Source organism: Bdellovibrio bacteriovorus, from assembly GCF_048286975.1.
GTDB classification, from domain to species: Bacteria; Bdellovibrionota; Bdellovibrionia; order Bdellovibrionales; family Bdellovibrionaceae; genus Bdellovibrio; species Bdellovibrio bacteriovorus_H.
Genome location: NZ_JBLVRT010000001.1, coordinates 1,039,699 through 1,062,909, shown reverse-complemented (window position 1 = coordinate 1,062,909; position 23,211 = coordinate 1,039,699). Strand labels below are relative to the sequence as shown.

Here is a 23,211-nt window from a genome sequence, read left to right as displayed (position 1 = left end):
CCGGGTCTAAAACCCGGCTTTTTTTATTTCTACTGCTTCCAAGAGCGATACCAGATCGCATTGTCTGTGCCTTTCACAAACACCAGCGTTCGATTTCGCGCCGACGATGTCGCATCAGGTCCGGAGGTCAAGACACCTCCCAAAGATTCCCAGTCTGACCAACCGCCACTGTACCACTTGTGCCAGAGGGCGTTGTCAGTGCCTCGCACATACACATCAAGGCGACCATTGCCCCAGGAAGACACCCCTGGTGATGAAGTTAAAACTCCACCCAGCGATTCCCAACCGGACCAGCCTCCCCAATACCAGATGTGCCAAAGAGCGTTGTCTGTTCCGCGCACAAATACATCCAAACGACCACTTGCCCACGATACTGCTGCAGGATCTGAAGTCAGAACTCCTCCCAAGGACTCCCAGCCGGACCAAGCTCCGCCAGTGAACCACTTGTGCCAGAGAGCATTGTCTCCGCCACGAACGAACACATCAAGCCGTCCGCCAGACCACGTGGCTGCAGCGGGGCCTGACGTCAAAAAGCCCCCGAGCGAAACCCAAGGCTGCCAGGAGCCGTTTCGGAACGTACGCTGCCAAAGGGCGTTGTCCCCGCCACGCACGAAGACATCAATGCGGTTCGGCCCCCAACAAGCGGCCGCGGGTGATGAAGTAAGGAAGCCACCCAACGAAGTCCAAGAGCCCCAGCTGGTTCCGTTCCACTGACGGTACCAAAGAGCATTGTCAGTTCCGCGCACGAAAAGAGACGTGCGGAAATTACTGCGGGAACAAGTCGCTGGATCCGAAGTGCCCACGCCACCAAGGCTTGACCAGGCGGACCAACCGGGCGGTTGTGGATCATCGTGCTCAGGCCCGTATTGCGAATCTGTCATCACGAAGCCTTTTGCTGTCAGTGATGTGACTGTGGCTAAAAACAAAGTCAGTGCTAATTTCGATAAACGCATATCATCCTCCTTGAATCCTGCGTTGGTGAAAGTTCTTTCACAGCCAGAAGGTAGCGAAATTAAACGAAAGAGAAAGTTGAATCATCTGCTTTGCCAAAATGAATCACCAAGAGCTGCCAAAGAAAATTTACATGCGAACAAACAGCTGCCATTAAACATATTGCCCCCACCCAGATTGTATAAACAAAATTACATGTGAGTACAAATAATGGAGGAATCTGTGGAAACCGTAGCCTTCGAACATGAGTATAAATTCAAAACTATCATCGAGTCTTTGCCTACCGGAATCGTCATGGTCAACAAATCGGGGTTCGTTGTTCTCTGCAATGGAGAAATGGAAAAAATGTTTGGCTACAATCCCGGAGAGCTCAAAGGCTCACCGATTGACCAACTTGTTCCCATGGGCGCCCGCTCACAACATCCCAAACACCGCGACAGCTTTATGCAAAATCCCACCAAGCGGCAAATGGGTGCCGGGCGAGACCTGTCAGGAGTTTGTAAAGATGGTAAAGAGATTCCAGTCGAGATTGGCCTAAATCACATCTCTATTGACAACATCAACTATGCCATTGCCTCTATCGTCGACATCACCGAACGAAAAATCATCGAGACACGCCTTAAGCACGCTTACGACGAACTCCAACAAAAGAATCAGGAGATGGAGCAATTCGTGTACACCGTTTCCCACGATTTGAAATCGCCCCTGGTGACCAGCTCTTCTTTCATTGAATTCATCAAGGACGATATCAAAAACGGCAACATGGATGATGTCGCTGACTCTATCGATCGTTTGGAAAAGGCGCACAAGCGCATGCAGGAGCTTATCAACGATCTGCTGCAGCTGAGCCGGGCCGGTCGCATGGAGCTTAACTTAAGTGACGTCAACATGAATGACATCCTGAATGAAATTATGGAAAATTTCTCGAACCGATTCGCCGACCGCAAAATAGATGTCCAGATTCCCGCGGAGCTCCCGAAAGTGATCGGTGACCGCCGAAGACTTTATCAGGTTGTGGAAAATCTGATCACCAATGCCCTCAAATACGGAACCGACAATCCCAATCCACAGATCCAGGTCCTGACCAAGGATGCGCCGACGGAAATGCTGGTGGGGATCAAAGACAACGGCCTGGGCATTGCTCCGGCCTATCATCGTAAAATATTCGGACTGTTTCAGCGTCTGGACAATTCAAAAGAAGGAACGGGTGTGGGCCTGACGATCGTGCAAAGAATCATGCAATTGCACGGCGGTCGCGCTTGGGTGGAGTCGCGGGAAAACGAAGGGGCCACATTCTGGCTGGCATTCCCAAAGTTCTTCACTGAGCGAGGAGTCTTCGATGCAACCAAGTCATGATGAAAAACATCCTTTAAGAATCCTTCTGGTTGAAGACAATGACGATCACGCCCTGATCGTCATGAGAAACCTGAAGAAAGAATCCTTTGTTAACAAGGTGGACCGGGTCAGCGATGGCGTACAGGCTCTTCAATACCTGCGCGGTCAGACGCCCTATGAAAAACGGGAAAGTCCTGACATCATTCTGCTAGACCTGAAGCTGCCCCGCCTGGATGGACACGAAGTCCTTTCTGAAGTCAAAGACGACGCAAACCTTCGCAAGATCCCCATCATAGTGCTGACAACATCGGACGCCGAAACCGACAAACTGAAGGCTTATGACCTGCATGCCAACAGCTATCTGGTAAAGCCCTTGCAGGCCGATGATTTGAAAAAAATGGTCGAAAGCATGGCCACCTATTGGGGAATATGGAATCGCAACACCTCCAAGATGGAGTCCGCCGCTGAAAAGGAGACGTGATGTCACCGCTAAAACCGTTGAACATCCTTCTGCTGGAAGACAACGACGAACACGCCTTCATTATCTCGCGCTATCTTCGTCGCGTGAAGGATGTTCCCGAAATCACTCTGGATCGCGCCGCGATGTTTAAGACCGCCCTTCAGCTGATAAACGATAAGCACTATGATCTCGTTCTGCTCGATCTGCGCCTTCCCGACAGCGATCTGAATGAAACCCTGCCACGCATGCAGGCCATCCTGCCCGATGCACCCATCATCATCTTGTCCGCCCTGGAGGACCGGGAATTTGCCTTAAGAAAAGTGCATGAAGGCGCCCAGGACTACCTCTGCAAGTCCGAGCTGTCTTCAGAAACACTGGTGCGCGGAATCTATGCCGCTACCGAAAGGAAGCACGCCGAAGTGTTAATGCGGCGACAGTTCGAACAAATGCAGACTCTTTTTGATTTCTCAAAGTTCGTCATGAGCGAAGTCTATCCCGAACAAATGATTGAACACTTAAGGCAAAGCGCACTGAAGTGTCTTACGCTTTCAGCTGTCGAAATGATCCGTCGTGACTCTGAAAAAATGTCGGAGGAATTCGCCAGATCAGCCTTTTGGAATCTGCGGGGACCGAAGCTTTTACTGGACGGCGACCTGGCGATGAAGCTGTCCCCTTATCGGGACTTGCGCGAAGAGGGCTTTAACTCCTGTTTAATCGTCCCGGTGCAGGGACTTGAAAAAAACCAGCAGTTTGGGCTTCTTTTGCTGATGAACAGGGCCATCCGTCATTTTTCTGAAGAGGAAGTGCGGTTCATCCAATCACTGGTGAACACGCTTTCGATCGCAATGAGCCGCAATGCCCTTCACAAAGAGCTCGAAGAACGGATTCAGCAGCTTCACACCGCCCACAGAAAGAAAGATGACTTTCTTGCGACCCTGTCTCACGAACTGCGCACGCCACTGAATATCATCAAAGGAGGGCTGGATCTATTGAAAGGTTCCGATCCCACCTCGCCAGAGTACTTCGATGCACTGGATGCTATTGAACGAAATCTGAATCACGAAATACGCCTGGTCTCTGACACACTGGAAATCTCGCGCCTCACAACCGGAAAAACCAAATTGATCTTGAAGAAAGTCATTGTTCAGGATCTTATTCAGTCAGTAATGGAGTCCCTTGAAACCGCCTCCCATGCAAAGGGAATTTCTGTCCAGCTCACCAGCAGTGAGGCCGCGACACCGGTGGTGGTGGATCCCGACCGGTTCCGGCAGATCCTTTGGAATCTTTTGTCCAACGCGATCAAATTCACACCTCACGGCGGTCATATTCACGTAACCTGCAAAAAGAACGACTCACACTTCAGTGTTTCAGTAAAAGATTCTGGCCAGGGCATCGAAAAAGAAAATCTTCCCTACATATTTGAAAAGTTCTGGCAGGAGGATTCCGGCATGAACCGCAAGCGAATGGGTTTGGGACTGGGCCTTTCCATCGCCAAACACATGAGCGAACTTCATGGTGGAAGTATTGAGGTCAGCAGCGCGGGAAAAAACCGGGGTGCCACCTTTACTTTCCAATTGCCGCTCGTTACGACTGAAACCGCACTGGCTCCCACACTGAACCTCATTGGAAACACCGAGAATCTTCAGTTCGCCGACGAAGACGAAAAGGGCTCTTTGGCAGGTCTGCGGGTATTTCTGGTGGATGACTCGGAAGACACACTGGTGCTGATAAAACGTCTGCTGCAGCGAGAAGGAGCTTTGGTGACGGACACGTCTTTGCCGAAGCAGGCACTTTCTCTTTTGAAGGAAGGCGAATTTGACATTCTGATTTCTGATATCGGGATGCCCGAAATGGACGGCTATGAACTGATTCGCGCGTTGCGAGACTGGGAAGGCCCGCGAAATCGTCACCTGCCGGCAATAGCTCTTTCAGCCTATACCAGCACTGAAGATATCAGAAAGGCGCTGGAGTCCGGATTCCAGCAGCACTTAAGCAAACCCAGTCCAATTAAAAGCATTGTCAAAGAAGTGCTGCGTCTGACGGGGAAGACCCCGCCACGACCTCAGCCTCTTTTAAACAACGGCTTGTAAAGGTTCCAGTATCCCGTCGCGGCCAGCACATGCAAAGCAATCATCACAACGGGCATGACGACGTTCTCAAGACCAGGAGTCAGGAAGGAATGGAACAGGAAAATCTGCAAGGTGATCGGCGCAAGAATCACCAACGCCAGCGGCACCGCAAATCCACTGAGCAACAAAGCCCCGCAAATCACTTCTGTTCCCTTCAATACCGGGAAGAAGTACGGCGCTGCCATCATTCCACCCATAAAGGCCATAGCCCCCTCAGGCATTGTTGGCGGGGCCGGGATGAACTGCAAAAAGCCGTTCAAGCCAAACACAAAGTAAATCAAACCCAGTAAATATCGGGAACCTGTTGCCAATTTAGATCGCATAATCTCTCCTTATTTCTGCTCAAGCTGTGTCTTAAGATTTATCAGGCTTTGATCCATATCCCGGATGATATGCTCTTCGCCGCCAAAAATCTTATTAAACAGGAAACTCATCACATTCATCGGAATGGACATCTCATCGTGCATGCCCATGGTCACCCGAGTTTGAGCAGCATCCACGGATTCCATAGTCACATAGGAATCAAAGCTGGCTTCCATCGGAATTTTGAAGCGGATCTCGGTGTCCACGCGGTTGTTCTCGACAAGACTTTTAATCTCCTGCTCGCCCACGCCCACTTCTTTGATGGCACTTTCCCAGGACACGATGAAACCCACGGTTCCGTCTTCACCCTTGTAGTCCATTTTGACTTTGGGATCTTTCAAGAACCAGGAATTCCAAAGATTCTGGTGTTTCAGCTGCTTCACATAAGCATAAACATCCGCTTGCGGCCTGTCGATGATGATATCACGGCTGACCTTAAAATCCTTCGGCGCCATAAGCCCCAAAGCCAGAATCAATGCGACCAACGAGCCAACTATAATTCCAAATGATTTCATAACCTTCCCGAGCCTATTTATCTACGATCGTTTTGAATCCACCGTAGGCCATGCGCTTCATATTAAAGGGCATCTTTTCCGGACTCATTTCTTTCATTTTCGGATCGTTCATCATGGCTTTGTTCGCGCGATCCCGGGCCGCACGGGATTTGTAAGTGATCCAGGAAAACACAATCACCTCATCGGATTTGGCCTTTGTCAGCTTCGGAAACGGCAGCGCCCAATCGATATTCATATCATCCCCGACACATTCTTTGTATTCCAGGGCCCCGTGCTTCAAAAAGATTTTAGAGGCCTGCATCGCCATCTTGCGATACTGCGCCATATTCTTCTTGGGAACTGTCAGTACAAATCCATCCACGTATTTTGCCATGTGATCCCTCCTAGGTGTGTTTTTATGTATTCCTTCACGTTCACTTGAGACTTATTTCTTCGTTATTAACAATATATGGAACAGGGCCCCTTCTGGAAGGAGAAATGAATGGTAAATCAAATCTACGTGAATCTTCCTGTCAAGAATCTGAAAAGATCCATGGAGTTTTTCAGCAAGCTCGGCTTTGAATACAACATGAAATTCACCAATGACAGTGCCGCCTGCATGGTGATGGGCAAAAATATCTTTGCCATGCTTCTGGATGAAAATTTCTTCCAGACCTTCACCGACAAAACCATCTTGGATGCCCGCAAGAACATAGAGGTCATCACCTGCTTTTCGGTCGATTCCAAGGAGCAAGTGGAAACGCTGATCGACAAAGCCAAAAAAGCCGGAGGCCTGTCCCCACGCCCGCCAACGGACTATGGTTTTATGTACAGCCGCAGTTTTGAGGATCTGGACGGACATGTCTGGGAAGTTGTCAGCTATTCTGGCGAAGAGCCGCCGAAATAGGAGGATGCATGAACGATCTGAAAGTCGTCCCTGCGGGAGACCGCAATATTGTCATCACCCGCACTTTCAAAGCCTCTAAAGAAAAGATCTTTGATGCCTATACCAAGCCAGAATACTTGAAGCGATGGCTGCTGGGCCCCAAGGGCTGGACTCTGCCCGTGTGCACTCTGGACCCCAAGCCTGGCGGTGAATATCACTATATGTGGCGCCATGAGGATGGCCGTGAAATGGGAATGCACGGAGTGGTGAAAGAAATCCATCGCCCGGATCACCTGCAGACCACCGAACTGTTCGACGAGCCATGGTATCCGGGCGAAGGGTTGAACGATCTTTCACTGACCGAAGACGGCAAAACCACACTGCACACAGTGGTATTGCGCTATGAATCCAAAGCTGCGCGCGACATGGTCTTACAGTCCGGCATGCACCGCGGACTGAGCGAAAGCTATGACCGCCTGGAAGATCTTCTGCGGATCATGTAGACGCAGCAAGATTCAGAATCAATCCCACACTGGCGCAAATGCCGGATTCGCCAGTCGTTCACCCGAATTCAGGCCGGCAATCAGTTCTTTTTCCTCGGCACTTAAAAGACCACGATGGGCTTGCAGGTTTTTCTGCAGGTTCTGTTTCTTGGTGGAGGAAGGAATCACCACCATGTCCTGATCCATCAACCAGGACAAAACCACATCGGCCGGAGTTACACTGTGTCTGCTTGCGATTTTCAGCAGCACCTCATCTTTCATGACTTTTCCATAAGCCAGCGGCATATAAGCCGTGACCGTCACACCCACTGACTTCAAATAATCCACCAGCTTGCGGTTTTGCAAATATGGGTGAACCTCGATCTGATTGGTGAAAATATTTTTAGCGCCCACGATTTCAACGGCTTTCTTCATTTCACTGACCGGGAAATTGGACACCCCGATCTCTTTGGTCAGTCCCAGGGATTTAGCCTGCATCAAAGCTTCGAGAGTCTCCGCCAGCGGAACCTTTCCTTCTGGGGAAGGCCAGTGAATCAATACCAAATCCACATAATCGGTTTGCAGCTTCTGAAGACTTTCTTTCAAGCTAGGAATCAGACGTTCTTTGGACAAATTCTCTGTCCAGATTTTGGTGGTCAGAAAAACATCTGCGCGGGGAATCTTACTTTCCGTCAGCACCTTTCCCACCTCGGCTTCATTGTCATAGATCTGAGCCGTGTCGATATGGCGATAGCCCAGCTCAAGCCCCATTCTTACTGAGTTTTCAGCGTCAGTCCCTTTAAGGCGAAAGGTTCCAAGTCCGATTTGTGGTATTTTCATTAGGTTCTCCTCTTCAAAAAGACACTTTGATAAGGCTAATTTAGCATTTTCACTGTTTCTGATTTAGACCTAAAACCGCAATTGATCTTTGACTGGAGATCAACAATCCATTTAGGATTCCTTAACGAATGATGAGTCCACGTCAGCTTTCATCACTGTACTTGCGCAAAGACATGGGCAGGCGTAGCTTCGGGAATATGAAAACGGACACTGCTCACCCCACTTTAACTCGCGGTTTGGTCCTGCTTCTGATGGCTGCCGTCGGAATCATCGTTGCCAACTTATACTATGCTCAACCTATCACGGCCATGATCAGTCAGGCACTGGGCCTGGATCCCAGTGCTGCCGGTCTTGTCGTAACACTGACTCAGATCGGATATGGACTGGGAGTTTTGCTGATTGTTCCCTTGGGTGACATCATCGAAAATCGCCGTCTGGTTCTGACCATGATTGGTATCGCAGTACTGGGCGTCCTAGGCCTGGCCTTTGCCTCCCAATTGACACCGTACTTTATCGCCGCCTTTGCCACCGGCCTTGGTGCTTCGACGGTGCAAATCCTTGTGCCTTACACCGCACACTTTGCCCCCGAGGTGAAACGCGGCCAGGTCGTCGGCAGTCTGATGAGCGGACTGATGATCGGGATTATGCTGTCCCGTCCGGTCTCAAGCCTGTTAACAGACCTATTTTCGTGGCATGCCGTATTTGTTCTTTCCGCCGTGCTGATGGCGGTTCTTGCGGTGGTGCTTTACAAAGTGATGCCGGAACGTCATCCGGAAAACAAGAATCTGCACTATTTTGATTTGCTGAAATCCATGGGCCGTCTGTTTGTAGAAACACCGGTGGTGCGTCGTCGAGGCGCTTATCAGGCTTTCATGTTCGGGGCATTCTGTCTGTTCTGGACGGCAAGTCCGTTGTTGCTGGCAGGGCCGAAATTCAACCTGTCCCAATCCGCGATTGCGATTTTTGCGCTGGTCGGAGTTTCTGGCGCTGTGATTGCGCCGATTGCCGGGAAAGCCGCCGACAAAGGTCACAGCCGTATTGCCACGATGATGGCGATGATCATCTCGGCCTTTTCATTTCTGCTAAGTCATTTCTTTGAAGGTGGCTCTACCGGAGCCTTGGCGGCGCTGGTGATTTCAGCCATCTTGCTGGATGCAGGCATCACCGCGAATTTGGTGATGGGTCAACGTGCGATCTTTTCGCTGAAGGCGGAATACCGCAGTCGTTTGAATGGGCTCTTTATTGCGACGATCTTTGTGGGAGGAGCGGTTGGTTCTACTTTAGGTGCGTGGGCTTACGCCCGTGGCGGCTGGGAGCTGACATCGTGGGTGGGGTTTCTGATGCCAGCCCTCGCCTTTGGTTATTTCCTGACGGAAAAGAAGTCCTAGTCGAACAGTTCTTCCAGGAATGATTTTCTGCGTTTATAAGGTTTCTGATACTGATATGGCTGCTGCTGGTGATGCTGCGGCTGATACTGAGGTTGTTGTTGCTGAACAGCCTCTTCACGTTTTGGAGCAGCATCGTATTCTGCGGATCTTTCGATGATCTTATCAAGCTCGCCACGATCCAGCCAGATGCCACGGCATTCAGGACAATAGTCAATTTCGATACCTTTGCGTTCTGAGATCACCAGATTTGGTTCTTTGCAGTTTGGACATTTCATATTTTCTGCCTCCTGATGAATTCAATGTAGCTCAGGGAAGTTCATTTTAAAAATCGATAAACTTAATGAAGATGTTTGCTTAAAACAAAGTTCATAAAGAGATTTGCGTTGTCACTGCACGAAATTCCCTTTGAATGCTTGCACTTAAGATTGCCCTCGTTGAACATGGAAATACAAACCGAGGTGACCTTATGAATGTCAAAGACAGCGAATTCAAAGCCCTGCTGGAAAAGTACAAAAAATTCTCTGTGTACGGGTTAAGCCCCGATGCCACCAAAGCAAGTCACTACGTTCCCGCGTATATGCGTGATCACGGCTGGGATATGGTGGGCACTTATCCCAAAAAACATGAAGCCGGCGGATTCAAAATCTATAGCAGTCTGGCGGAAGTTCCCGCTGAATACCGCAGGTTTGTCGACGTGTTTCGCAGTTCGGACCGCATTGATGAAGTCGTGGATGAGGCCCTGGACGTGGGTGGTGTGGAAGTGCTGTGGCTGCAGCTGGGCATTTCCAATCCTACAGCGGAAGCGCGCGCCGAAAAAGCCGGCATCAAAGTTGTTTCCAACCGCTGCCTGATCATCGAACACAAAAAAAATTTCTGATCAACCGGCCTGCTTCATGGCAGCGGGCTGCCGGAGATGATTCTTCAGGTCTTTCTTCAGGGCGATAAAAAGTTTCTCTTCAAGATTGTCCACCAGCGCATGAAGCTTCTTGTCGTGCAGTCCAAACCGCTTGCGGGCCGGATCACTTAAAACGCTGACAAGCAAACTGCAGACAGTCAGCAGTGTTCCCACCGCCAGGGTCGCCATCACTACCTGCGTGTTTGTGGGTGCCGGAGGAAATACTCCGTAAAACACCGAGCCCACTTTTTCGCCTAGGAAGAAATTCGAAGACGCTTTTTCACGAGCCAGTTTACCGGCAATACGGCTGCCAAGTCCCACAACCCCCAGAGACTTATCTCCAAAGTAAMCCCATCCCGCCGCAAGTGTTAGCAGGGAACTGCAGATATCATTGATCATGGCCTGACTGGAAGTATACTTTTCGATCTCTTTCAGCACTTCGCTGTGAATCTTTCGCCGATTCAGCTCAACGGCACCGGATGCCACCATAGGCCCCAGGACGGGATCTTTGCGCACGTAATCCATCAGAATGCCTTCGCCCACAAGTTCGGTCGCAATCAGCTTTTCAATGTCTTTTTGATAACCCGTCTTAAAGCTTGCCGGCAGAAAATCTATAATGGGATTCAAAGCCGGCCAGCCCATCTTATCAGAAGTTTCCACGGCCTTTTTTAACATCAGGTACGGAATTGACCAAAGTGCATTCACCGGACTTAGCAGCAAATCAAGCGGCAGGTGCCTTTTCTGAATCTGGATGGCCTCAGAAACCGAGAAGTGTCGTTCAATGAAGGGGGCAATGTGCCGCTTTCTGTCTGCGGCGAATTTTTCGATACAATCGTCAATGGCACCAAGAACTGGCGCTGATCTTTGATCCATGAGGAATCTCCTGGATCTATTCTGACAAATTTTACGGGCGAAAAGGGTTAAATGTTGCCGCAATAGAGGCACTTCCTACGAATCTCGTTTTAAAACAGGCCGTCCGGCAGGAAAGACAATAAATCTGTCGACCTTTCAGCCATTATTTTTAAAACAAATACTGAAGCGAGAATCCGGAAGAAATATAGTACTGCAGATCACGATTGGAGTTGTTGAAGATCGCAATCACCCCGTTATCAAAGATTCGGAGACGATAGGCCAACCCGAACCGACTGGGCATGAACGTGTAAGTCGTGCCAAACTCCAACCCATAACGAAGTGCCGTCCAGTCATAGTATTTCGGATACGGATATTTATCCGGTGACTTCATAAAGTAATGCTCCTGATCCAGAGAATACGCCATGAAGAAGCCAAACTGCAAAGGCCGCCACATGTCTTCGCCCACCGGACTGTTCCAGCGGGAATACCGATAGACAAAATTCGTCTGGTAATAAGTTTGATCATCCATCGGGTAAGCCCCCAAAGAAAGATCCACCGCATGCTCAGGTTCCCACTCGTAACTGAAGCCCGCAGCCACTGTACCCATGAATCCAGCTCGCTCCACCACCGCACGCCAATCCCCGGCTTGCGCCGAAAGACCCAGCATCAACATCAGAGCGAAAAGAGCTATTTGATGTTTTCGCATGTGGTTACTCCTGTATCCATACGTTTTACACAAAACTGCCCGGCCTGCACGGTGATCGTCAGCCAGTGGGTGCCGTCATCACCCGCAACCCGCCCACATTGCATCATGATGGTGTCATGATCTTTCGACAGATCATACACGTGATTGTGGCCGTTAAAGATCACCTTCACCCTTGGATGTTCGATCACGTAACCCAGAATTGTGGCATCGTCATTGAAGTAGCGCTCGTTATCGCGCAACTGCACATGCGAAAAGATCATGATGTTTTTGCCGGTTTCATCCACGCGGTCTTTCAACCACTGCGGGTCAAATTCCCCCGGATTTTCCAGATTGTTGGAATTAAAGAAGATATAGCGGTAGGTCGCCGACTCGAAATAGAAATTAGATTTACCAAAAGCCTTGCGATATAGCTTCGGTCCCGCACCGATAGAATCGTGATTCCCCACCGCATTGATGTTGATCTGATCCAGACGGCCGATGGCTTCGATAAATTCATCGTATTCCAGATTGTAGGACGAGTTGGTGAAATCCCCCAAACCTGCTACAAAATCAAGATCGGTGGCCTGATTCATCTGATAGGCCATTTTGTCCGTAGCCTTGTAGTTCTGATGCGAATCAGAGTAAACACCGATGCGAATGACTCCGTCGCCCTCGATGTCCCCCAAGCGACTGATGGCGACTTCGTTCAAATTACGCTCAGGGCGCAGCAGATTGTCCGAAAAAGGTGAATCCACGAACGGCGCGCAGGAACTGGTCAGGACAAATGCGGAAAGATAGAATGCCCACTTCATCATAATCTGAACTCCACGCCCAGACGGCCATAGAAGTCATTTTTGATCGTGGTCACTTTCGAATTTGGAACATAAATACGTTCGGATTCATACAAACGACGATCCACCGCCGCCCCCAAAGCAAAAGAAATACCGGTCTGAGGGGTCACGAACTTTTTCAAGGCTCCTTCGGCGAAGATCTCTTGATAGTACAAGCGGTCGGCGTTGTCTTTGCGAGTGTCAAACATATAGGACCGCACCGTCAGTGCGGTCCTGGCCTGGAAGACGAAACCATGATCCATCTGCTTGCTGGTAGCCAATCTAACGCCAAATGGAGTCAGGCTGAAGTTTGTCACCCACTCTTCACCAGCCCCCCATTCCAGCATCAGGAAAGGCAGCCCCAAACTGAAACGAAAGCCCGGCCAGATATCCTGGACCACCCCAATGAACGGATACGGCATGCCATTGTAAATCCCACGATTGTCCGACTGATTCACCGCAAAGATCCAATGATAGTCTTTGCCTGTCACCATTCGGTAGGAAATCGTCCCGTCAAAGTAGTCATTGCGTGGGGCACCCCAGGGAACATCGCTCGCGGTGGCATAAGAGGCAAAAACACTCATCATACTGCCGCTGGCGAAAACTTTTCGCACACCAAAGCCCATGCCCTGATTCTGCAGAGCCGTCCCGATAAAGATGTTTTCGCCACCGAGATTAAACTGCGCCCGCCCCAGCTGAAGGTTCTCGTCAAAGATACGCGCAGACGCACTCCAGGTTTCGCTTTTATATATCGGAATCAAAAGGTCGGCGCCCACGATCCGCACCGGCGAATCTTTGTAGGTGTAAGGTGAAGACCAAAGATCCGAACGGAAATCAAAGATCAGTCGCAGATTGTCTTCTTCAATTGTTGGAATGGTTCCCAGCGGACCACCCCAACAGGGTTGCAGCGCCAGCAAAAAAATAAAAGAGGTTATCAGACGTTTAAGCACATATCAGTTTTAGAATTGCTGTAAACATCAGTCAATGGATAGAACAGATTAAAGCGCTGCTCTCTGACAACCTGTCAGACGGCGAAGTTGCGCCAGCTGGTAAGCTCCGAAAACGCCGTTGAACAGGCAACGTATCAACGGGTCTTCAACGACGTCCACTTCGGACACCACTGAATTTAGTTCGGCGACAAAATCAAAATCATTAATCCGCATGTACATGGATGTTAAAGTCTCGCCCGCCTGCAAAGCCGCGTGCAGCTTGTAAAGGGACACTTCGGTCGTCCATGCAATGTTACCCTTGGCTTCCGTCAGCCTTTCGATCTCGGACCCATGGACCTGATAGAAGAATTCCTGTCCTTGGCCTTCGTGATCAAAGACGGAAAGACGCCACAAACGAGGCTTTTCAAAGTAGACATCCTCAGGGTCCGACATCGAGCGATACTTTGTTAAAAGCCCGGACTGACAGTATTCAAAGACACTGCGGGCTTGTTCGGGCGTAAGAGCCGGAAAGTGCTTAGCCACTTCAGAAGTTTTTGGCGGAACCAGGTTCGGCTGATAATCATAGTCGACATCCTGCTGCCCCACAGGTCTTATCCACGGCAAAGGCTCTGAGAATTGAACCCCCGCACGTTCCAGCACAATGCTGCATGACGGATTCAGGCGCACCACTTGCGCCTGCGGCAACAGCGCATTGATCTGATTTTGAAAAGCCGCATAAGAGACCGGGAAAAATGCATGGTTATACCAAGACCAGCTTTCCATAGAAAACTGGCAAGAGCTTGGGATCACGACACGGGGATTGAGCACCTTTAGCTGCTCGGCCCACTCTTCCGGGATCAATCCATCCGACGGAACAGCATTCCTTGGAGCGATCACTTCAATTTCACGCATCGTCTGAAAAGGCCACATCACCAGATCCCACGGGGCCTGGTCACGCAACAAATCCAAGGTGTCATAATCAATCCAGGAATCCACGACGTTCAGAATGTTTAAACCCTTGGCCTTGATCTGAAACAACGAGTCCACATCTGCATCCAAAGCCCGGCGCGGAATGATTTCAAATTCACCGATCTTAACTGACGTATTCAGCGCCAAAGAATTCACGTTGGTGAATCCCAGCTGACGAATCCAATCAAAGATCTCGTCAAAAACACAGTACATGTAAATCGGCGTGCTTCGATCAAGCAGATTCAAGCTGTCCAAGGAACAATGATCATCATGATAGTGGGAAATAAAGACGGCTGAAAATTTCAGATCGCGAATCTGATCTTTATCAAAATCTACGGAAGGAAAAGCATGGCAGTTACGACTGAATGGATTTTCAAAGATCGTATCAAACGCCACACGAATGCCCTCGCACTCAAAGACGTAGCCGGCATGAAGGATTCGGGAAACTTTCACCATGGCAGTGTTCTATTACAGACCCGGGCCTTTGCCACGTGTTTTTGTGATATTTATAACTTATTGAAATTGCTTAATTTAATCGCAAATTTGACAGGCCTGCCGAACGGGTTTATATTTAACTTATTAGTTAATTAACCGATAGGTGTATTATGCAAGACCATCTTAGCCTGACCTTTGCCGCCCTTGCCGACCCGACCCGCCGGGCGATGCTGGCTCAGCTTTCAAAAGGTGAAGCCAATGTGTCGGATTTGGCGAAGCCTTTCTTAAAAGAAATGAGCCTGCCTGCTGTCACCAAACATCTGAAGGTGCTGGAAAAAGCGGGTCTGATCACGAAATCCAAAGAAGCCCAGTGGCGCCCCTGCAAACTGAATGGCGATGGTTTGAAAGATGTCGCCGACTGGATGGAGCAATACCGCATCTTCTGGGAAGAAAGTCTTGATCGCTTAGATGCCTACTTAAAAACTGTCACTGTGAAAGAAAAACCGAAAGGGAAAAAACATGGCCGCAAAAAGTAAATCCAACGAAATTAAAATCACACGAATTTACGATGCTCCGGTGAAAGCCGTGTGGGATGCCTGGACGGAGCCGGCTCAGGTCGCCAAATGGTGGGGTCCGCGAGGATTCACAATCACCACTCACAGCAAGGACCTGCGCCCCGGCGGCCACTGGGCTTACACCATGCATGGACCTGACGGAACCAACTGGGAAAACAAAACCATCTATCATGAAGTCGTAGAACGTTCCCGACTGGTGTACGATCACGGAGGCAATGATGACAGGCCTCCTCTGTTCCGTGTGACGGCGACATTCCAGGACGTCAAAGGCAAAACCAAACTTGAAATGACCATGACTTTGCCGACACCGGAAGCCGCTCAAGAAACCAAAAAGTTTATCAAAGCTGCAGGTGGCAACTCCACTTGGGACCGTCTGGCAGAATATCTGGAGAAGGAATCCACCGGACACGAGACCTTTGTGATCAACCGCTCGTTTGAAGCACCTATCAACACGGTGTTTGAAATGTGGACGAATCCAGAGCACTTTGCCAAATGGATTCCACCGACAGGGTTCACCATGAAGTTCCTGCGTGCGGATATTAAAACTGGCGGCAGCACGCTTTGCATGATGACCAACGGACAGGGCGTCGAATTCTATAGCCGCGCTCACTATCTGGAAATCAGTCGCCCGGACCGCATCGTGTACACGCAGCAGTTCTGCGACAAGGACGAAAAACCATCTCGTCACCCGCTGGCACCGACGTGGCCTGAATCCATGAAGACCACAGTGCTATTGACCGAGGAAGCTCCGGATGAAACCAGGGTCACAGTCACTTGGGAAGCTCACGGCACTTGGACGAAAGAGGAACTGGCAACCTTTGTTCAGGGCCGCGCCGGAATGACTCAAGGATGGACCGGATCCTTCGACAAACTGGAAGACTTACTGGCAAAAAAGTAAGAATGAAAAAGGCCGTGAATACCCACGGCCTTTCTTTTATTTCAGAAGCTGACGAAGCTCAGACTCACTGAGCTTTTGTAATCGCAGAAGCTCGTCATAAGGATTTCCTGACAAATTCAAAGCCTTGGCAAAAGCAGGCTCGGTCTTATCCCCGGCCTTACGCAAAGCCAGAATCTTTTCAGCCAAAAATGATCCACCCACATGCAACAGACGCTCTTCGACCAGGAAGTGCAGGTTGCCGTTTTGTTTGACTGTGCCCTTCACTTGAGCAAAGACCTCAAAGGTCACGCCCTGAAAATCAAAAGAAGCTGTCACCGCAGCATACTGCGCATGGGTTTCGGCCTTGAAGTTTTCAAAGCCGGAGAAATGCTTTTTTAACAAGGTCTCGGCTGTCGTCAGATCTGGAATGTTGATCAGAACATCCACGTCAGATCCGGAAACATTCATACCCAGCGGGTAAGTTCCCACCAACAGGGGCTGATGTTCCTTCAGGGACTTCAGAACACCTGAACTTTTCACAGCCGTATGAATGGCTTCGTTCTTTTCAAGTCGAATGACGGATTCCAAAGACAGTGGATGAAATTTGATCGCCAGCTCATCCAGGGAAATTTCAAGCTCCGGATTAAATTCTTTTTTTAAACCCGATTCACTGAATACCGCACTTGGATAGCGAGCCTTGATTTCATCAAAGCCGATATCTGCGACCACTTCAAAGTGCTCGAAACCTTCAATAGTGACTTTACCCGGCTTGGGCGCAGGAAGTTCGACCACCTGAATGGACCAATCTCTAAAACGAATTGGCTCTGCGAATTTGTAAGTGGCAATAGGGCGTCCGTTCACATCGCTTTCAATCAAAAGTTCGGCAAAGGACGCGAACTGTGTCTTGAAGGAGTTGTAGTTTTCCAAAGAAGAAACGCGATAACAAAGATGATCAATAAACCAGTGCTTATCCAATTGGATATTCTGAGCATCCAACTTGTTGAATACCCTCTGCAAAAAGTCCTGAGCTGCGATGTTAAATTCGTTCATATTCATCTTTAAATGTCCCTGAAAGCTGAGCCATTTATAGTATCAAAACCCGGGCGGCGGCAACCCTCGACCGGCCTTGACCTCCATCGGCAAAACCCCCTATTGTAGGGCTTATGAAAATGATCTCTTGGAATGTTAATGGGTTGCGCTCGGTCCACCGCAAAAATTTCCGCGAATGGTTCGAAAAAGAAAAAGCCGACATCGTCTGCCTGCAGGAAATTAAAATCACCGACGAAGCCATCAAAAAGGATGAAGAATTCTATCATCCAGCGAAATACCATTCTTCTTGGGCATTCGCCGAGAAAGCGGGTTATTCCGGCTTGGCGCTTTATTCCAAGAAAGAACCCGACGAGGTGCGCATTGGCCTGGGCATTCCGAAATTTGATATCGAAGGCCGTTGGCTGGAAGCGGATTTTGGCCCGATCACGGTTGTAAACAGCTACTGGCCCAACAGTCAGCGCGAGCACACCCGCTTGCCATTCAAACTGGAATTCTGTGCGGCGGCGGAAAAACGCCTGCAGGCACTCAGAAAAAAAGGCCGCGAAGTCATCATTTGCGGGGACTTCAATATCGCTCATAAAGAGATTGATCTTAGAAATCCAAAAACCAACATGAAAAACGCCGGTTTCCTTCCCGAAGAGCGCGCGTGGATGACACGATTCCTGGACAAGCTTGAATGGGTCGACAGTTTCAGAAAGTTTGAACAAGGGCCTGAACACTATACCTGGTGGAGCTACCGTCCCGGAGTTCGCGAAAAGAACATCGGATGGCGCTTGGATTATTTCCTGGTGAACAAAGAGGCTTCTGACCGCCTGAAGGCGGCAGCCCACTGCCCTGACGTGATGGGTTCAGATCACTGCCCGGTGCGCCTGACCTTGAAGAAATAAAAAAAGCGGCTTTGTTACAAGCCGCTTCTTCTTTTTAAAGACTCTTCATCACTTTCACCAGCTGATCGGCACAAATGCCCCAGCCTTGGTGGAAGCCCATGGCCTCGTGTTTTTTCAGGTCTTCTTCACTGCGATGGCGAGCGACCGCTGTGTACTTGGTTTTTCCCTGATGCTCTTCAAGCAAGATGAAGGCCGTCATCGGGAAACCCGCGCCGGATTCTACGGTCGGAACCGGGCGGAATCCTGGAGCCAAAACATCAGTCCATACAAGCTTTTTGTTCTTTTCAACTTCCAGGAAGCAGCCGACATTCGGGTACTTGTCACCTTCCGGAGATTGCATCACCGTGCGGAACATCCCACCTGGCTTCAAGTCCACTTCCGCTTCAATCGTTTTCCAAGGTTCCGGGCAGAACCACTTGGTCAGAATCTCTGGAGTCGTCCAGCCCTTCCATACCTGTTCAGGGGTCAAATCAATAACTCTCTCAAGCACCAGATCAAGCTTTGGATCAATATTCATAACGGCCTCCTATTTCGGCAACTTGCTCATGTTCATAAATAAAATATTCCAGCGGTGACCGTCCGGATCGGCAAAGCCACATCCGTACATCCAACCGTCTTTGTCTCCGGGATCACCAAAGGATTTGGCCCCGGCTTTTTCCGCGCGGCTGGCCCAATCATCCACTTCCTCGACAGAGTCAGCCCCTAAGGAAAACAGCACTTCTCCGGATTCATGGCTTTCTGTCACGGCCGAACCACCGATAAATTCTTTGAACATCACATCCGGAAAGATGTTCAGTACAACTTTTTTACTGCCCAGGAACATTCCCACCATATGCGGGGCTGCGTGGGCGGTGTTCATCTCAAAGCCCAGCTCTGTATAAAACTTTCGGCTCTTTTCAATGTCCTTGGAAGGAAGATTGATCCAAAATTCGCCTTTCATCTGCGGCTCCTTATTTTACTTCCACGATAGTTTTTAGGTTTTCAAAGCCTTTGCGGAATTGATCCGTGATCATTTTTTCGCAATCGATAAAGAATGTAACAAGTTTTCCAACATAGCCACCATCGCCGGACATGGACCAGCTAAAACGAGTTCCTTGTCCCTCGGGCGTCAGGCGATATTCCACAATATTGTCAGCAGCCAAAGGCTCCGTCATCACCAGACGAAGCTGCACCAGTTCATTGGGAACAACTTTAAGAATTTCAATCGAGCCTGCACCCGCGTCTTTGTTGCCGGCAAAGATCAGCTTGCTGCCCACTTGGTTGGGTTCGCCGATAAATTCTTTTTTCATGTTCGGATCCACTTTTTCAAATGGAGACCACTCCCCGCCCAGCTTCAAATCACTAATATAGGGAAAGATCTTTTCCGGTGGAGCCGCGATCACTTCGCTTGCTTCATAGCGGAATTCACCCTTGCGAGTGCCGATAAAGGCCAGGAACAATGCCACGACAACCAGGATACCCACGACCACTTTGATCAACATAACGACCTCCTATATGAGAAACCTTAACATACTATTTAGTATGTTGTAAAGATCGGTCTTATTTGCTAGACTCTTTATATGGAAAAAGGAAAAAAGGTGCGAAAAGCACCCATTAAAAAGACCCGAAACCTGGAAAAGTCCCGTAAAGAGATTTTGGATGCGGCTTTTTGGGAGGTCTTTACCCGCGGATTTCAAGGGGTTAGCATCGATGACATTGTCAAAAAGACGTCGATGACCAAAGGGGCCTTTTACCATCAATTCCCGACAAAATTGGATCTGGGCTATGCCCTGGTGGATGAAGTCATCAAGCCCATGACCTATGCCCGCTGGATTGATCCGCTTAAAACCTATGAAAACCCCCTTGAAGGGATCTTGCTTCAGTTAAAAAACCTGATCGGTAAGGCAGATCCTCAGGAACTTCGCTATGGCTGTCCTTTAAATAATCTGGTGCAGGAAATGGCGCCGGTGGATGCTGGCTTTAAAGAGCGTCTGCAAGATGCGCTGAACTACTGGATTGATGGCATGGATCAGGAACTCAAGCGCGCCAAAAAAGCAGGTTATCTGCGTGACGACATCAACACCCGTCAGGTGGCGCATTTTGTGGTGATGGCCCATGAGGGCTTTTACGGGATGTTAAAGGGCCTTGAAGATCCCAAAGCCTTTAATGCCCTTTATGATTCTCTGAAAAGATATTTTGAAATTCTAAAAGCTTAGTCCGGGCGATAGTTGCTGATATTTTCAAAGAGCTTGGACATCTTATAGTAAAGCTCTGTGATATTTTTCTCTGGATCTTTTCCCGCCAGCATTGCCGCTTCTTCAATCTTTTCGATACAGCGCAGGTCCTGACAGATCATGTAGGAGTTACTGACATTGGCGCTCATCGCGACCGAAAGCAGGCCGATTTCTTCTGACGAACCATAAGCATTGCACCAGTTGCAAAGACCGCCCGTGGGCTCACCGCTGGAAGCGGTTCGTTTAAACGCCACACCTTTGGGAAGATCCCAGTTGGGCATTTTCATGACCAGATAGGTGTAAACTCCAGAGGACTCTTTCCAGGTGAAGTAAGAACGGATGTTCAGCGGGAACTTCAAATTCCCCGGCAGAACCAATTTTTTCTGATCACGCACACGGAACGATTTCACCAGCTCATCTTCAGAGCTGATCGAAAAGGAATGTTCGGCCTGGAAATTATTGCTGTGAGATTTAATCATGGACTTAGAATATTCCAAGCCCATGATCAAATCGAACAATTTCAACTATAGACCCGCCTTATCAAGACCGAAAAAAGCATCGGCAGAACCGGCAGGATTGCGGAAAGCCACATTCAGACGGTTCCACACATTCACCACGCTGATCCCCAACGTCAGATGAACCAGTTCCTTTTCAGAGAAGTGTTCACGAACACGCTGATACAGTTCATCACTGATATTATCCCCATGCAGCTTGGTGACAGCCTCGCTCCATTCCAAAGCGGCTCTTTCCTTATCCGTAAACAGATGAGAATCGCGCCAGACGGCAACGTGATACATGCGCAGTTCACGCTCGCCGCGAATTTTGGCTTTTTTCACATCCATATCCAGACAGAAGGCACAGCCGTTGATCTGGGAAACACGGTTATGAACCAGACCAAACAGGCTTTCACCAAGGGTTTCTTCCACGGACTGGCTCATTTGCGCGAGCTTTTGGAACTGATCTTGAATCATGGGTGCAAATTGAATTCTTGCTTTGTGCATATAGGCTCCTTGAAAGGGTTTGTACCCTTAAGACGACGGAGGCCTAAAAATTGTGACAGATCTGAATATTTTAAGGTGAATTGTCACATTTCGCCTTTTAGACTCGTCTTATCGATATGGAAACACCGCTTTATTTTAAAGAATGGGAACCGTCTTTTTCACAGCACCGTCCCTATTTGATATCATTCACTTTCAGAATGACCGGAAGTCTGGCTGAAGCCGAAGACCTGGTTCAGGATGTCTTTATTGAGGCGGCGAAAACCGACCCTTCCACTATCGAAAGCCACAAATCCTGGCTGACCAAGATATGTTCGCACCGCGCGCTGGATCTGCTGAAGTCCGCATATAAACAGCGGGAATCTTATTCCGGAACCTGGCTTCCGGATGCGGTGCCTGACAGCCTTCAATATTGGAACTTGCCGGAAGCAGATTCCGTCGACAAGAATCTGATTATAACAGAGAGCCTGACCACAAGCTTTCTGCTATTGCTGGAGCGCTTAAACCCTGAAGAGCGCGCCGTCTATCTGCTGAATGAAATCTTTGAATACTCATTCAAGGAAATATCTGAGTTCTTAAACAAGTCCGAGGCCGCCTGCAGAAAGATCGCGCAAAGAGCGCGAGAGTTTATTTCCACGAATAAGAAGCGCTTTGAATCTGCCGAAGGTGCAAATCCCACAAAGCTGATTTCGCAGTTCTTTGAAACTGCCCGAACCGGCAATACTGAAGCACTTAGTCTGCTTTTATCTGACAGTTCTGAATTTTGGGCAGATGGTGGTGGGAAGATCTCGGCTGTTCCGCACATCCTGCGCACACCATTTGATATTGCGCGGTTCTTTGCGGGTATCTATTCTTCCCGCGTGAAGCCGCCTTATGAAATGAAAATGGAACTGCACCCGATCAGTGGACGTCCGGGTGTGGTGATTTCTAAAAAGCTTCCTTCGGGTGATTGGGCCTTTGAAACCCTGATTTCATTTGAATTTGAAGATGGAAAGATTGCCCGAATTTACTCCCAAAGAAATCCGGACAAACTGGCACGCCTGACTTCGCTCCGCTAAGGACCCCGCCTAAGCTATGTCCAGAACTCTGCCGGTGGCGTAGTTCCGTTTTTGAACAGATTATACCAATGCTGACGCTTTTCTTCGGTGTAAACATCCAAAGCTCGCAAGATCTCAAGCGTAAAGTCCACCGGACCGGCTCCGGAAGCCGTGATCAGATTTCCATCCGTGACGGCAAGCTGGTTCTGGTAATTGGCGTCTTCAGTGTAGGTTGGCACGAAGGCCTTTAGCATGTTGAGATCATTGCTGGTGTGTTTGCGGTCTTTCAGTAAGCCCTCTTGCGCCAGCGCAAAGGTCGCCCCACAGATCGCCGCCAGAACAGAGTTTTGCTTCAAAACCTGGGCTGCCAGTGCGCGCGCGTCTTTATTGCGATCCATATTCGGCCAGTTTTCCCCGCCGATCAGAATCAAAGCGGACACCTGATCTGCGGTATAGTCTGAGACAGCCGCCTGAGGCTGCACTTTCAGGCTTCCGATGGAGGTGATGGTGTTCTTCGTTTCGGACACAACGGTAAAAGGAATCTTGTTCTGGGAAAGTTCGCTCATCAGGTAAGCGCCTTCCCAGTCCGCGTATTCATCTGGAAGATAGATCAAAATCTTTTTGTCGTTAGCAGCCATGAAGGCCTCCCAA

General features: G+C 49.3%; 30 protein-coding genes. 12 read left to right on the top strand and 18 right to left on the bottom strand.

The annotated features are described in order from the left end of the window. Window positions 1-29 precede the first annotated feature (29 nt). Window positions 30-953: a hypothetical protein gene (locus ACNQKP_RS05305; protein ID WP_417863297.1), complete on the bottom strand. Its 924-nt coding sequence runs from the start codon at window positions 951-953 to the stop codon at window positions 30-32. Between the two features lie 220 nt (window positions 954-1,173). Between ACNQKP_RS05305 and ACNQKP_RS05300 the strand changes: the two genes are divergently transcribed. The 3 genes from ACNQKP_RS05300 to ACNQKP_RS05290 are packed head-to-tail and all read left to right on the top strand — an operon-like array spanning window position 1,174 to window position 4,836. Then, window positions 1,174-2,307, top strand: a complete 1,134-nt coding sequence (locus tag ACNQKP_RS05300; protein ID WP_417863295.1) for a sensor histidine kinase — start codon at window positions 1,174-1,176, stop codon at window positions 2,305-2,307. Continuing rightward, entirely contained in the window at window positions 2,291-2,767 is a 477-nt protein-coding gene (locus ACNQKP_RS05295) for a response regulator (RefSeq protein ID WP_417863294.1), read from the top strand. The genes ACNQKP_RS05300 and ACNQKP_RS05295 overlap by 17 nt, the downstream gene beginning before the upstream one ends. Continuing rightward, window positions 2,767-4,836 (top strand): response regulator, encoded by a 2,070-nt coding sequence (locus tag ACNQKP_RS05290; protein WP_417863293.1) that lies wholly within the window; start codon window positions 2,767-2,769, stop codon window positions 4,834-4,836. Before ACNQKP_RS05295 ends, ACNQKP_RS05290 begins: the two co-directional genes overlap by 1 nt. Here ACNQKP_RS05290 and ACNQKP_RS05285 read toward each other — a convergent pair. Genes ACNQKP_RS05285 through ACNQKP_RS05275 form a run of 3 tightly spaced genes read right to left on the bottom strand, consistent with a single transcriptional unit; the run spans window position 4,809 to window position 6,126 of the window. Further along, window positions 4,809-5,198: an acyltransferase gene (locus ACNQKP_RS05285; RefSeq protein ID WP_417863291.1), complete on the bottom strand. Its 390-nt coding sequence runs from the start codon at window positions 5,196-5,198 to the stop codon at window positions 4,809-4,811. The two genes, ACNQKP_RS05290 and ACNQKP_RS05285, sit on opposite strands and share 28 nt — an antisense overlap. Before the next feature lie 9 nt (window positions 5,199-5,207). Beyond that, entirely contained in the window at window positions 5,208-5,753 is a 546-nt protein-coding gene (locus ACNQKP_RS05280; RefSeq protein WP_417863289.1) for an SRPBCC family protein, read from the bottom strand. Between the two features lie 13 nt (window positions 5,754-5,766). After that, on the bottom strand, window positions 5,767-6,126 hold the full coding sequence (locus ACNQKP_RS05275) for a DUF1428 domain-containing protein (protein WP_417863287.1): 360 nt from the start codon (window positions 6,124-6,126) through the stop codon (window positions 5,767-5,769). A 108-nt stretch (window positions 6,127-6,234) separates the two neighbouring features. Here ACNQKP_RS05275 and ACNQKP_RS05270 point away from each other — a divergent pair, with 108 nt between their 5' ends. Together ACNQKP_RS05270 and ACNQKP_RS05265 are read left to right on the top strand one after the other, a co-directional pair. Next, complete coding sequence (locus ACNQKP_RS05270; RefSeq protein ID WP_417863285.1) at window positions 6,235-6,639, top strand: VOC family protein; 405 nt, start codon at window positions 6,235-6,237, stop codon at window positions 6,637-6,639. Window positions 6,640-6,647: 8 nt separating this feature from the next. Then, window positions 6,648-7,121, top strand: a complete 474-nt coding sequence (locus ACNQKP_RS05265) for an SRPBCC family protein (protein ID WP_417863284.1) — start codon at window positions 6,648-6,650, stop codon at window positions 7,119-7,121. An 18-nt stretch (window positions 7,122-7,139) separates the two neighbouring features. Here ACNQKP_RS05265 and dkgB read toward each other — a convergent pair whose 3' ends face one another. After that, the gene (gene dkgB / locus ACNQKP_RS05260) at window positions 7,140-7,940 is read right to left on the bottom strand and encodes a 2,5-didehydrogluconate reductase DkgB (protein ID WP_417863282.1); all 801 of its coding nucleotides are present in this window, start codon (window positions 7,938-7,940) and stop codon (window positions 7,140-7,142) included. Window positions 7,941-8,137: 197 nt separating this feature from the next. Between dkgB and ACNQKP_RS05255 the strand changes: the two genes are divergently transcribed. After that, window positions 8,138-9,328, top strand: coding sequence for an MFS transporter (locus ACNQKP_RS05255; protein ID WP_417863280.1), 1,191 nt, complete (start codon window positions 8,138-8,140; stop codon window positions 9,326-9,328). Here the strand turns inward: ACNQKP_RS05255 and ACNQKP_RS05250 are convergent. Further along, window positions 9,325-9,603: a zf-TFIIB domain-containing protein gene (locus ACNQKP_RS05250; protein ID WP_417863278.1), complete on the bottom strand. Its 279-nt coding sequence runs from the start codon at window positions 9,601-9,603 to the stop codon at window positions 9,325-9,327. The two genes, ACNQKP_RS05255 and ACNQKP_RS05250, sit on opposite strands and share 4 nt — an antisense overlap. A 191-nt stretch (window positions 9,604-9,794) precedes the next feature. Between ACNQKP_RS05250 and ACNQKP_RS05245 the strand changes: the two genes are divergently transcribed. Beyond that, window positions 9,795-10,205 (top strand): CoA-binding protein, encoded by a 411-nt coding sequence (locus ACNQKP_RS05245; protein WP_417863277.1) that lies wholly within the window; start codon window positions 9,795-9,797, stop codon window positions 10,203-10,205. Here the strand turns inward: ACNQKP_RS05245 and ACNQKP_RS05240 are convergent, their stop codons facing one another. The 5 genes from ACNQKP_RS05240 to ACNQKP_RS05220 all read right to left on the bottom strand — a co-directional run bounded on the left by ACNQKP_RS05240 (window position 10,206) and on the right by ACNQKP_RS05220 (window position 14,944). Continuing rightward, window positions 10,206-11,096, bottom strand: a complete 891-nt coding sequence (locus ACNQKP_RS05240) for a DUF6635 family protein (RefSeq protein ID WP_417863276.1) — start codon at window positions 11,094-11,096, stop codon at window positions 10,206-10,208. It abuts the gene before it with no gap. Window positions 11,097-11,244: 148 nt separating this feature from the next. Continuing rightward, window positions 11,245-11,781, bottom strand: a complete 537-nt coding sequence (locus ACNQKP_RS05235) for a hypothetical protein (RefSeq protein WP_417863274.1) — start codon at window positions 11,779-11,781, stop codon at window positions 11,245-11,247. Continuing rightward, window positions 11,763-12,575 (bottom strand): metallophosphoesterase family protein, encoded by an 813-nt coding sequence (locus ACNQKP_RS05230; protein WP_417863273.1) that lies wholly within the window; start codon window positions 12,573-12,575, stop codon window positions 11,763-11,765. The genes ACNQKP_RS05235 and ACNQKP_RS05230 overlap by 19 nt, the downstream gene beginning before the upstream one ends. After that, window positions 12,572-13,540, bottom strand: coding sequence for a hypothetical protein (locus ACNQKP_RS05225; RefSeq protein WP_417863271.1), 969 nt, complete (start codon window positions 13,538-13,540; stop codon window positions 12,572-12,574). Before ACNQKP_RS05225 ends, ACNQKP_RS05230 begins: the two co-directional genes overlap by 4 nt. A 48-nt stretch (window positions 13,541-13,588) precedes the next feature. Beyond that, complete coding sequence (locus ACNQKP_RS05220; RefSeq protein WP_417863269.1) at window positions 13,589-14,944, bottom strand: MBL fold metallo-hydrolase; 1,356 nt, start codon at window positions 14,942-14,944, stop codon at window positions 13,589-13,591. 149 nt (window positions 14,945-15,093) lie between these two features. On the opposite strand from ACNQKP_RS05220, the gene ACNQKP_RS05215 reads away from it, so the two are divergent. Together ACNQKP_RS05215 and ACNQKP_RS05210 are read left to right on the top strand one after the other, a co-directional pair. Continuing rightward, a complete protein-coding gene (locus ACNQKP_RS05215) occupies window positions 15,094-15,459 on the top strand; it encodes an ArsR/SmtB family transcription factor (RefSeq protein ID WP_015092650.1) in 366 nt (121 codons plus the stop codon). Further along, window positions 15,443-16,396 (top strand): SRPBCC family protein, encoded by a 954-nt coding sequence (locus tag ACNQKP_RS05210; protein ID WP_417863268.1) that lies wholly within the window; start codon window positions 15,443-15,445, stop codon window positions 16,394-16,396. The genes ACNQKP_RS05215 and ACNQKP_RS05210 overlap by 17 nt, the downstream gene beginning before the upstream one ends. Window positions 16,397-16,432: 36 nt before the next feature. Here ACNQKP_RS05210 and ACNQKP_RS05205 read toward each other — a convergent pair whose 3' ends face one another. Beyond that, complete coding sequence (locus tag ACNQKP_RS05205; RefSeq protein ID WP_417863267.1) at window positions 16,433-17,425, bottom strand: VOC family protein; 993 nt, start codon at window positions 17,423-17,425, stop codon at window positions 16,433-16,435. Window positions 17,426-17,538: 113 nt separating this feature from the next. Between ACNQKP_RS05205 and ACNQKP_RS05200 the strand changes: the two genes are divergently transcribed. After that, complete coding sequence (locus ACNQKP_RS05200) at window positions 17,539-18,312, top strand: exodeoxyribonuclease III (protein WP_417863266.1); 774 nt, start codon at window positions 17,539-17,541, stop codon at window positions 18,310-18,312. A 34-nt stretch (window positions 18,313-18,346) separates the two neighbouring features. Here ACNQKP_RS05200 and ACNQKP_RS05195 read toward each other — a convergent pair whose 3' ends face one another. Genes ACNQKP_RS05195 through ACNQKP_RS05185 form a run of 3 tightly spaced genes read right to left on the bottom strand, consistent with a single transcriptional unit; the run spans window position 18,347 to window position 19,793 of the window. After that, entirely contained in the window at window positions 18,347-18,829 is a 483-nt protein-coding gene (locus ACNQKP_RS05195; protein ID WP_417863264.1) for an SRPBCC family protein, read from the bottom strand. A gap of 9 nt (window positions 18,830-18,838) precedes the next feature. Then, the gene (locus ACNQKP_RS05190) at window positions 18,839-19,252 is read right to left on the bottom strand and encodes a VOC family protein (RefSeq protein ID WP_417863262.1); all 414 of its coding nucleotides are present in this window, start codon (window positions 19,250-19,252) and stop codon (window positions 18,839-18,841) included. 10 nt (window positions 19,253-19,262) lie between these two features. Continuing rightward, window positions 19,263-19,793, bottom strand: a complete 531-nt coding sequence (locus ACNQKP_RS05185) for an SRPBCC family protein (protein WP_417863261.1) — start codon at window positions 19,791-19,793, stop codon at window positions 19,263-19,265. 78 nt (window positions 19,794-19,871) lie between these two features. Between ACNQKP_RS05185 and ACNQKP_RS05180 the strand changes: the two genes are divergently transcribed. After that, window positions 19,872-20,507, top strand: coding sequence for a TetR/AcrR family transcriptional regulator (locus ACNQKP_RS05180; protein WP_417863259.1), 636 nt, complete (start codon window positions 19,872-19,874; stop codon window positions 20,505-20,507). Here the strand turns inward: ACNQKP_RS05180 and ACNQKP_RS05175 are convergent. After that, on the bottom strand, window positions 20,504-21,004 hold the full coding sequence (locus tag ACNQKP_RS05175; RefSeq protein ID WP_051026357.1) for an FBP domain-containing protein: 501 nt from the start codon (window positions 21,002-21,004) through the stop codon (window positions 20,504-20,506). The two genes, ACNQKP_RS05180 and ACNQKP_RS05175, sit on opposite strands and share 4 nt — an antisense overlap. Window positions 21,005-21,049: 45 nt before the next feature. Continuing rightward, window positions 21,050-21,526 carry a carboxymuconolactone decarboxylase family protein gene (locus tag ACNQKP_RS05170; RefSeq protein ID WP_148278896.1) on the bottom strand — a complete coding sequence of 159 codons (477 nt, stop codon included), beginning with the start codon at window positions 21,524-21,526 and terminating at the stop codon, window positions 21,050-21,052. Between the two features lie 116 nt (window positions 21,527-21,642). Here ACNQKP_RS05170 and ACNQKP_RS05165 point away from each other — a divergent pair, with 116 nt between their 5' ends. Then, window positions 21,643-22,581, top strand: a complete 939-nt coding sequence (locus ACNQKP_RS05165; protein ID WP_417863257.1) for a sigma-70 family RNA polymerase sigma factor — start codon at window positions 21,643-21,645, stop codon at window positions 22,579-22,581. 14 nt (window positions 22,582-22,595) lie between these two features. Here the strand turns inward: ACNQKP_RS05165 and ACNQKP_RS05160 are convergent, their stop codons facing one another. Continuing rightward, window positions 22,596-23,198, bottom strand: coding sequence for a type 1 glutamine amidotransferase family protein (locus ACNQKP_RS05160; RefSeq protein ID WP_417863255.1), 603 nt, complete (start codon window positions 23,196-23,198; stop codon window positions 22,596-22,598). Between the last annotated feature and the right edge of the window lie 13 nt (window positions 23,199-23,211).

Excerpts from the sequence above, each read along its gene's own strand:
- ACNQKP_RS05180 (WP_417863259.1), top strand. The coding sequence starts at position 19,872 with ATGGAAAAAGGAAAAAAGGTGCGAAAAGCACCCATTAAAAAGACCCGA.
- ACNQKP_RS05170 (WP_148278896.1), bottom strand. The coding sequence starts at position 21,526 with ATGCACAAAGCAAGAATTCAATTTGCACCCATGATTCAAGATCAGTTC.
- ACNQKP_RS05195 (WP_417863264.1), bottom strand. The coding sequence starts at position 18,829 with ATGAATATTGATCCAAAGCTTGATCTGGTGCTTGAGAGAGTTATTGAT.
- ACNQKP_RS05295 (WP_417863294.1), top strand. The coding sequence starts at position 2,291 with ATGCAACCAAGTCATGATGAAAAACATCCTTTAAGAATCCTTCTGGTT.
- ACNQKP_RS05190 (WP_417863262.1), bottom strand. The coding sequence starts at position 19,252 with ATGAAAGGCGAATTTTGGATCAATCTTCCTTCCAAGGACATTGAAAAG.
- ACNQKP_RS05235 (WP_417863274.1), bottom strand. The coding sequence starts at position 11,781 with ATGCGAAAACATCAAATAGCTCTTTTCGCTCTGATGTTGATGCTGGGT.
- ACNQKP_RS05285 (WP_417863291.1), bottom strand. The coding sequence starts at position 5,198 with ATGCGATCTAAATTGGCAACAGGTTCCCGATATTTACTGGGTTTGATT.
- ACNQKP_RS05185 (WP_417863261.1), bottom strand. The coding sequence starts at position 19,793 with ATGTTGATCAAAGTGGTCGTGGGTATCCTGGTTGTCGTGGCATTGTTC.
- ACNQKP_RS05250 (WP_417863278.1), bottom strand. The coding sequence starts at position 9,603 with ATGAAATGTCCAAACTGCAAAGAACCAAATCTGGTGATCTCAGAACGC.
- ACNQKP_RS05215 (WP_015092650.1), top strand. The coding sequence starts at position 15,094 with ATGCAAGACCATCTTAGCCTGACCTTTGCCGCCCTTGCCGACCCGACC.
- dkgB (WP_417863282.1), bottom strand. The coding sequence starts at position 7,940 with ATGAAAATACCACAAATCGGACTTGGAACCTTTCGCCTTAAAGGGACT.
- ACNQKP_RS05160 (WP_417863255.1), bottom strand. The coding sequence starts at position 23,198 with ATGGCTGCTAACGACAAAAAGATTTTGATCTATCTTCCAGATGAATAC.
- ACNQKP_RS05270 (WP_417863285.1), top strand. The coding sequence starts at position 6,235 with ATGGTAAATCAAATCTACGTGAATCTTCCTGTCAAGAATCTGAAAAGA.
- ACNQKP_RS05175 (WP_051026357.1), bottom strand. The coding sequence starts at position 21,004 with ATGATTAAATCTCACAGCAATAATTTCCAGGCCGAACATTCCTTTTCG.
- ACNQKP_RS05255 (WP_417863280.1), top strand. The coding sequence starts at position 8,138 with ATGAAAACGGACACTGCTCACCCCACTTTAACTCGCGGTTTGGTCCTG.
- ACNQKP_RS05275 (WP_417863287.1), bottom strand. The coding sequence starts at position 6,126 with ATGGCAAAATACGTGGATGGATTTGTACTGACAGTTCCCAAGAAGAAT.
- ACNQKP_RS05200 (WP_417863266.1), top strand. The coding sequence starts at position 17,539 with ATGAAAATGATCTCTTGGAATGTTAATGGGTTGCGCTCGGTCCACCGC.
- ACNQKP_RS05245 (WP_417863277.1), top strand. The coding sequence starts at position 9,795 with ATGAATGTCAAAGACAGCGAATTCAAAGCCCTGCTGGAAAAGTACAAA.
- ACNQKP_RS05230 (WP_417863273.1), bottom strand. The coding sequence starts at position 12,575 with ATGATGAAGTGGGCATTCTATCTTTCCGCATTTGTCCTGACCAGTTCC.
- ACNQKP_RS05305 (WP_417863297.1), bottom strand. The coding sequence starts at position 953 with ATGCGTTTATCGAAATTAGCACTGACTTTGTTTTTAGCCACAGTCACA.
- ACNQKP_RS05265 (WP_417863284.1), top strand. The coding sequence starts at position 6,648 with ATGAACGATCTGAAAGTCGTCCCTGCGGGAGACCGCAATATTGTCATC.
- ACNQKP_RS05205 (WP_417863267.1), bottom strand. The coding sequence starts at position 17,425 with ATGAACGAATTTAACATCGCAGCTCAGGACTTTTTGCAGAGGGTATTC.
- ACNQKP_RS05290 (WP_417863293.1), top strand. The coding sequence starts at position 2,767 with ATGTCACCGCTAAAACCGTTGAACATCCTTCTGCTGGAAGACAACGAC.
- ACNQKP_RS05165 (WP_417863257.1), top strand. The coding sequence starts at position 21,643 with ATGGAAACACCGCTTTATTTTAAAGAATGGGAACCGTCTTTTTCACAG.
- ACNQKP_RS05210 (WP_417863268.1), top strand. The coding sequence starts at position 15,443 with ATGGCCGCAAAAAGTAAATCCAACGAAATTAAAATCACACGAATTTAC.
- ACNQKP_RS05280 (WP_417863289.1), bottom strand. The coding sequence starts at position 5,753 with ATGAAATCATTTGGAATTATAGTTGGCTCGTTGGTCGCATTGATTCTG.
- ACNQKP_RS05220 (WP_417863269.1), bottom strand. The coding sequence starts at position 14,944 with ATGGTGAAAGTTTCCCGAATCCTTCATGCCGGCTACGTCTTTGAGTGC.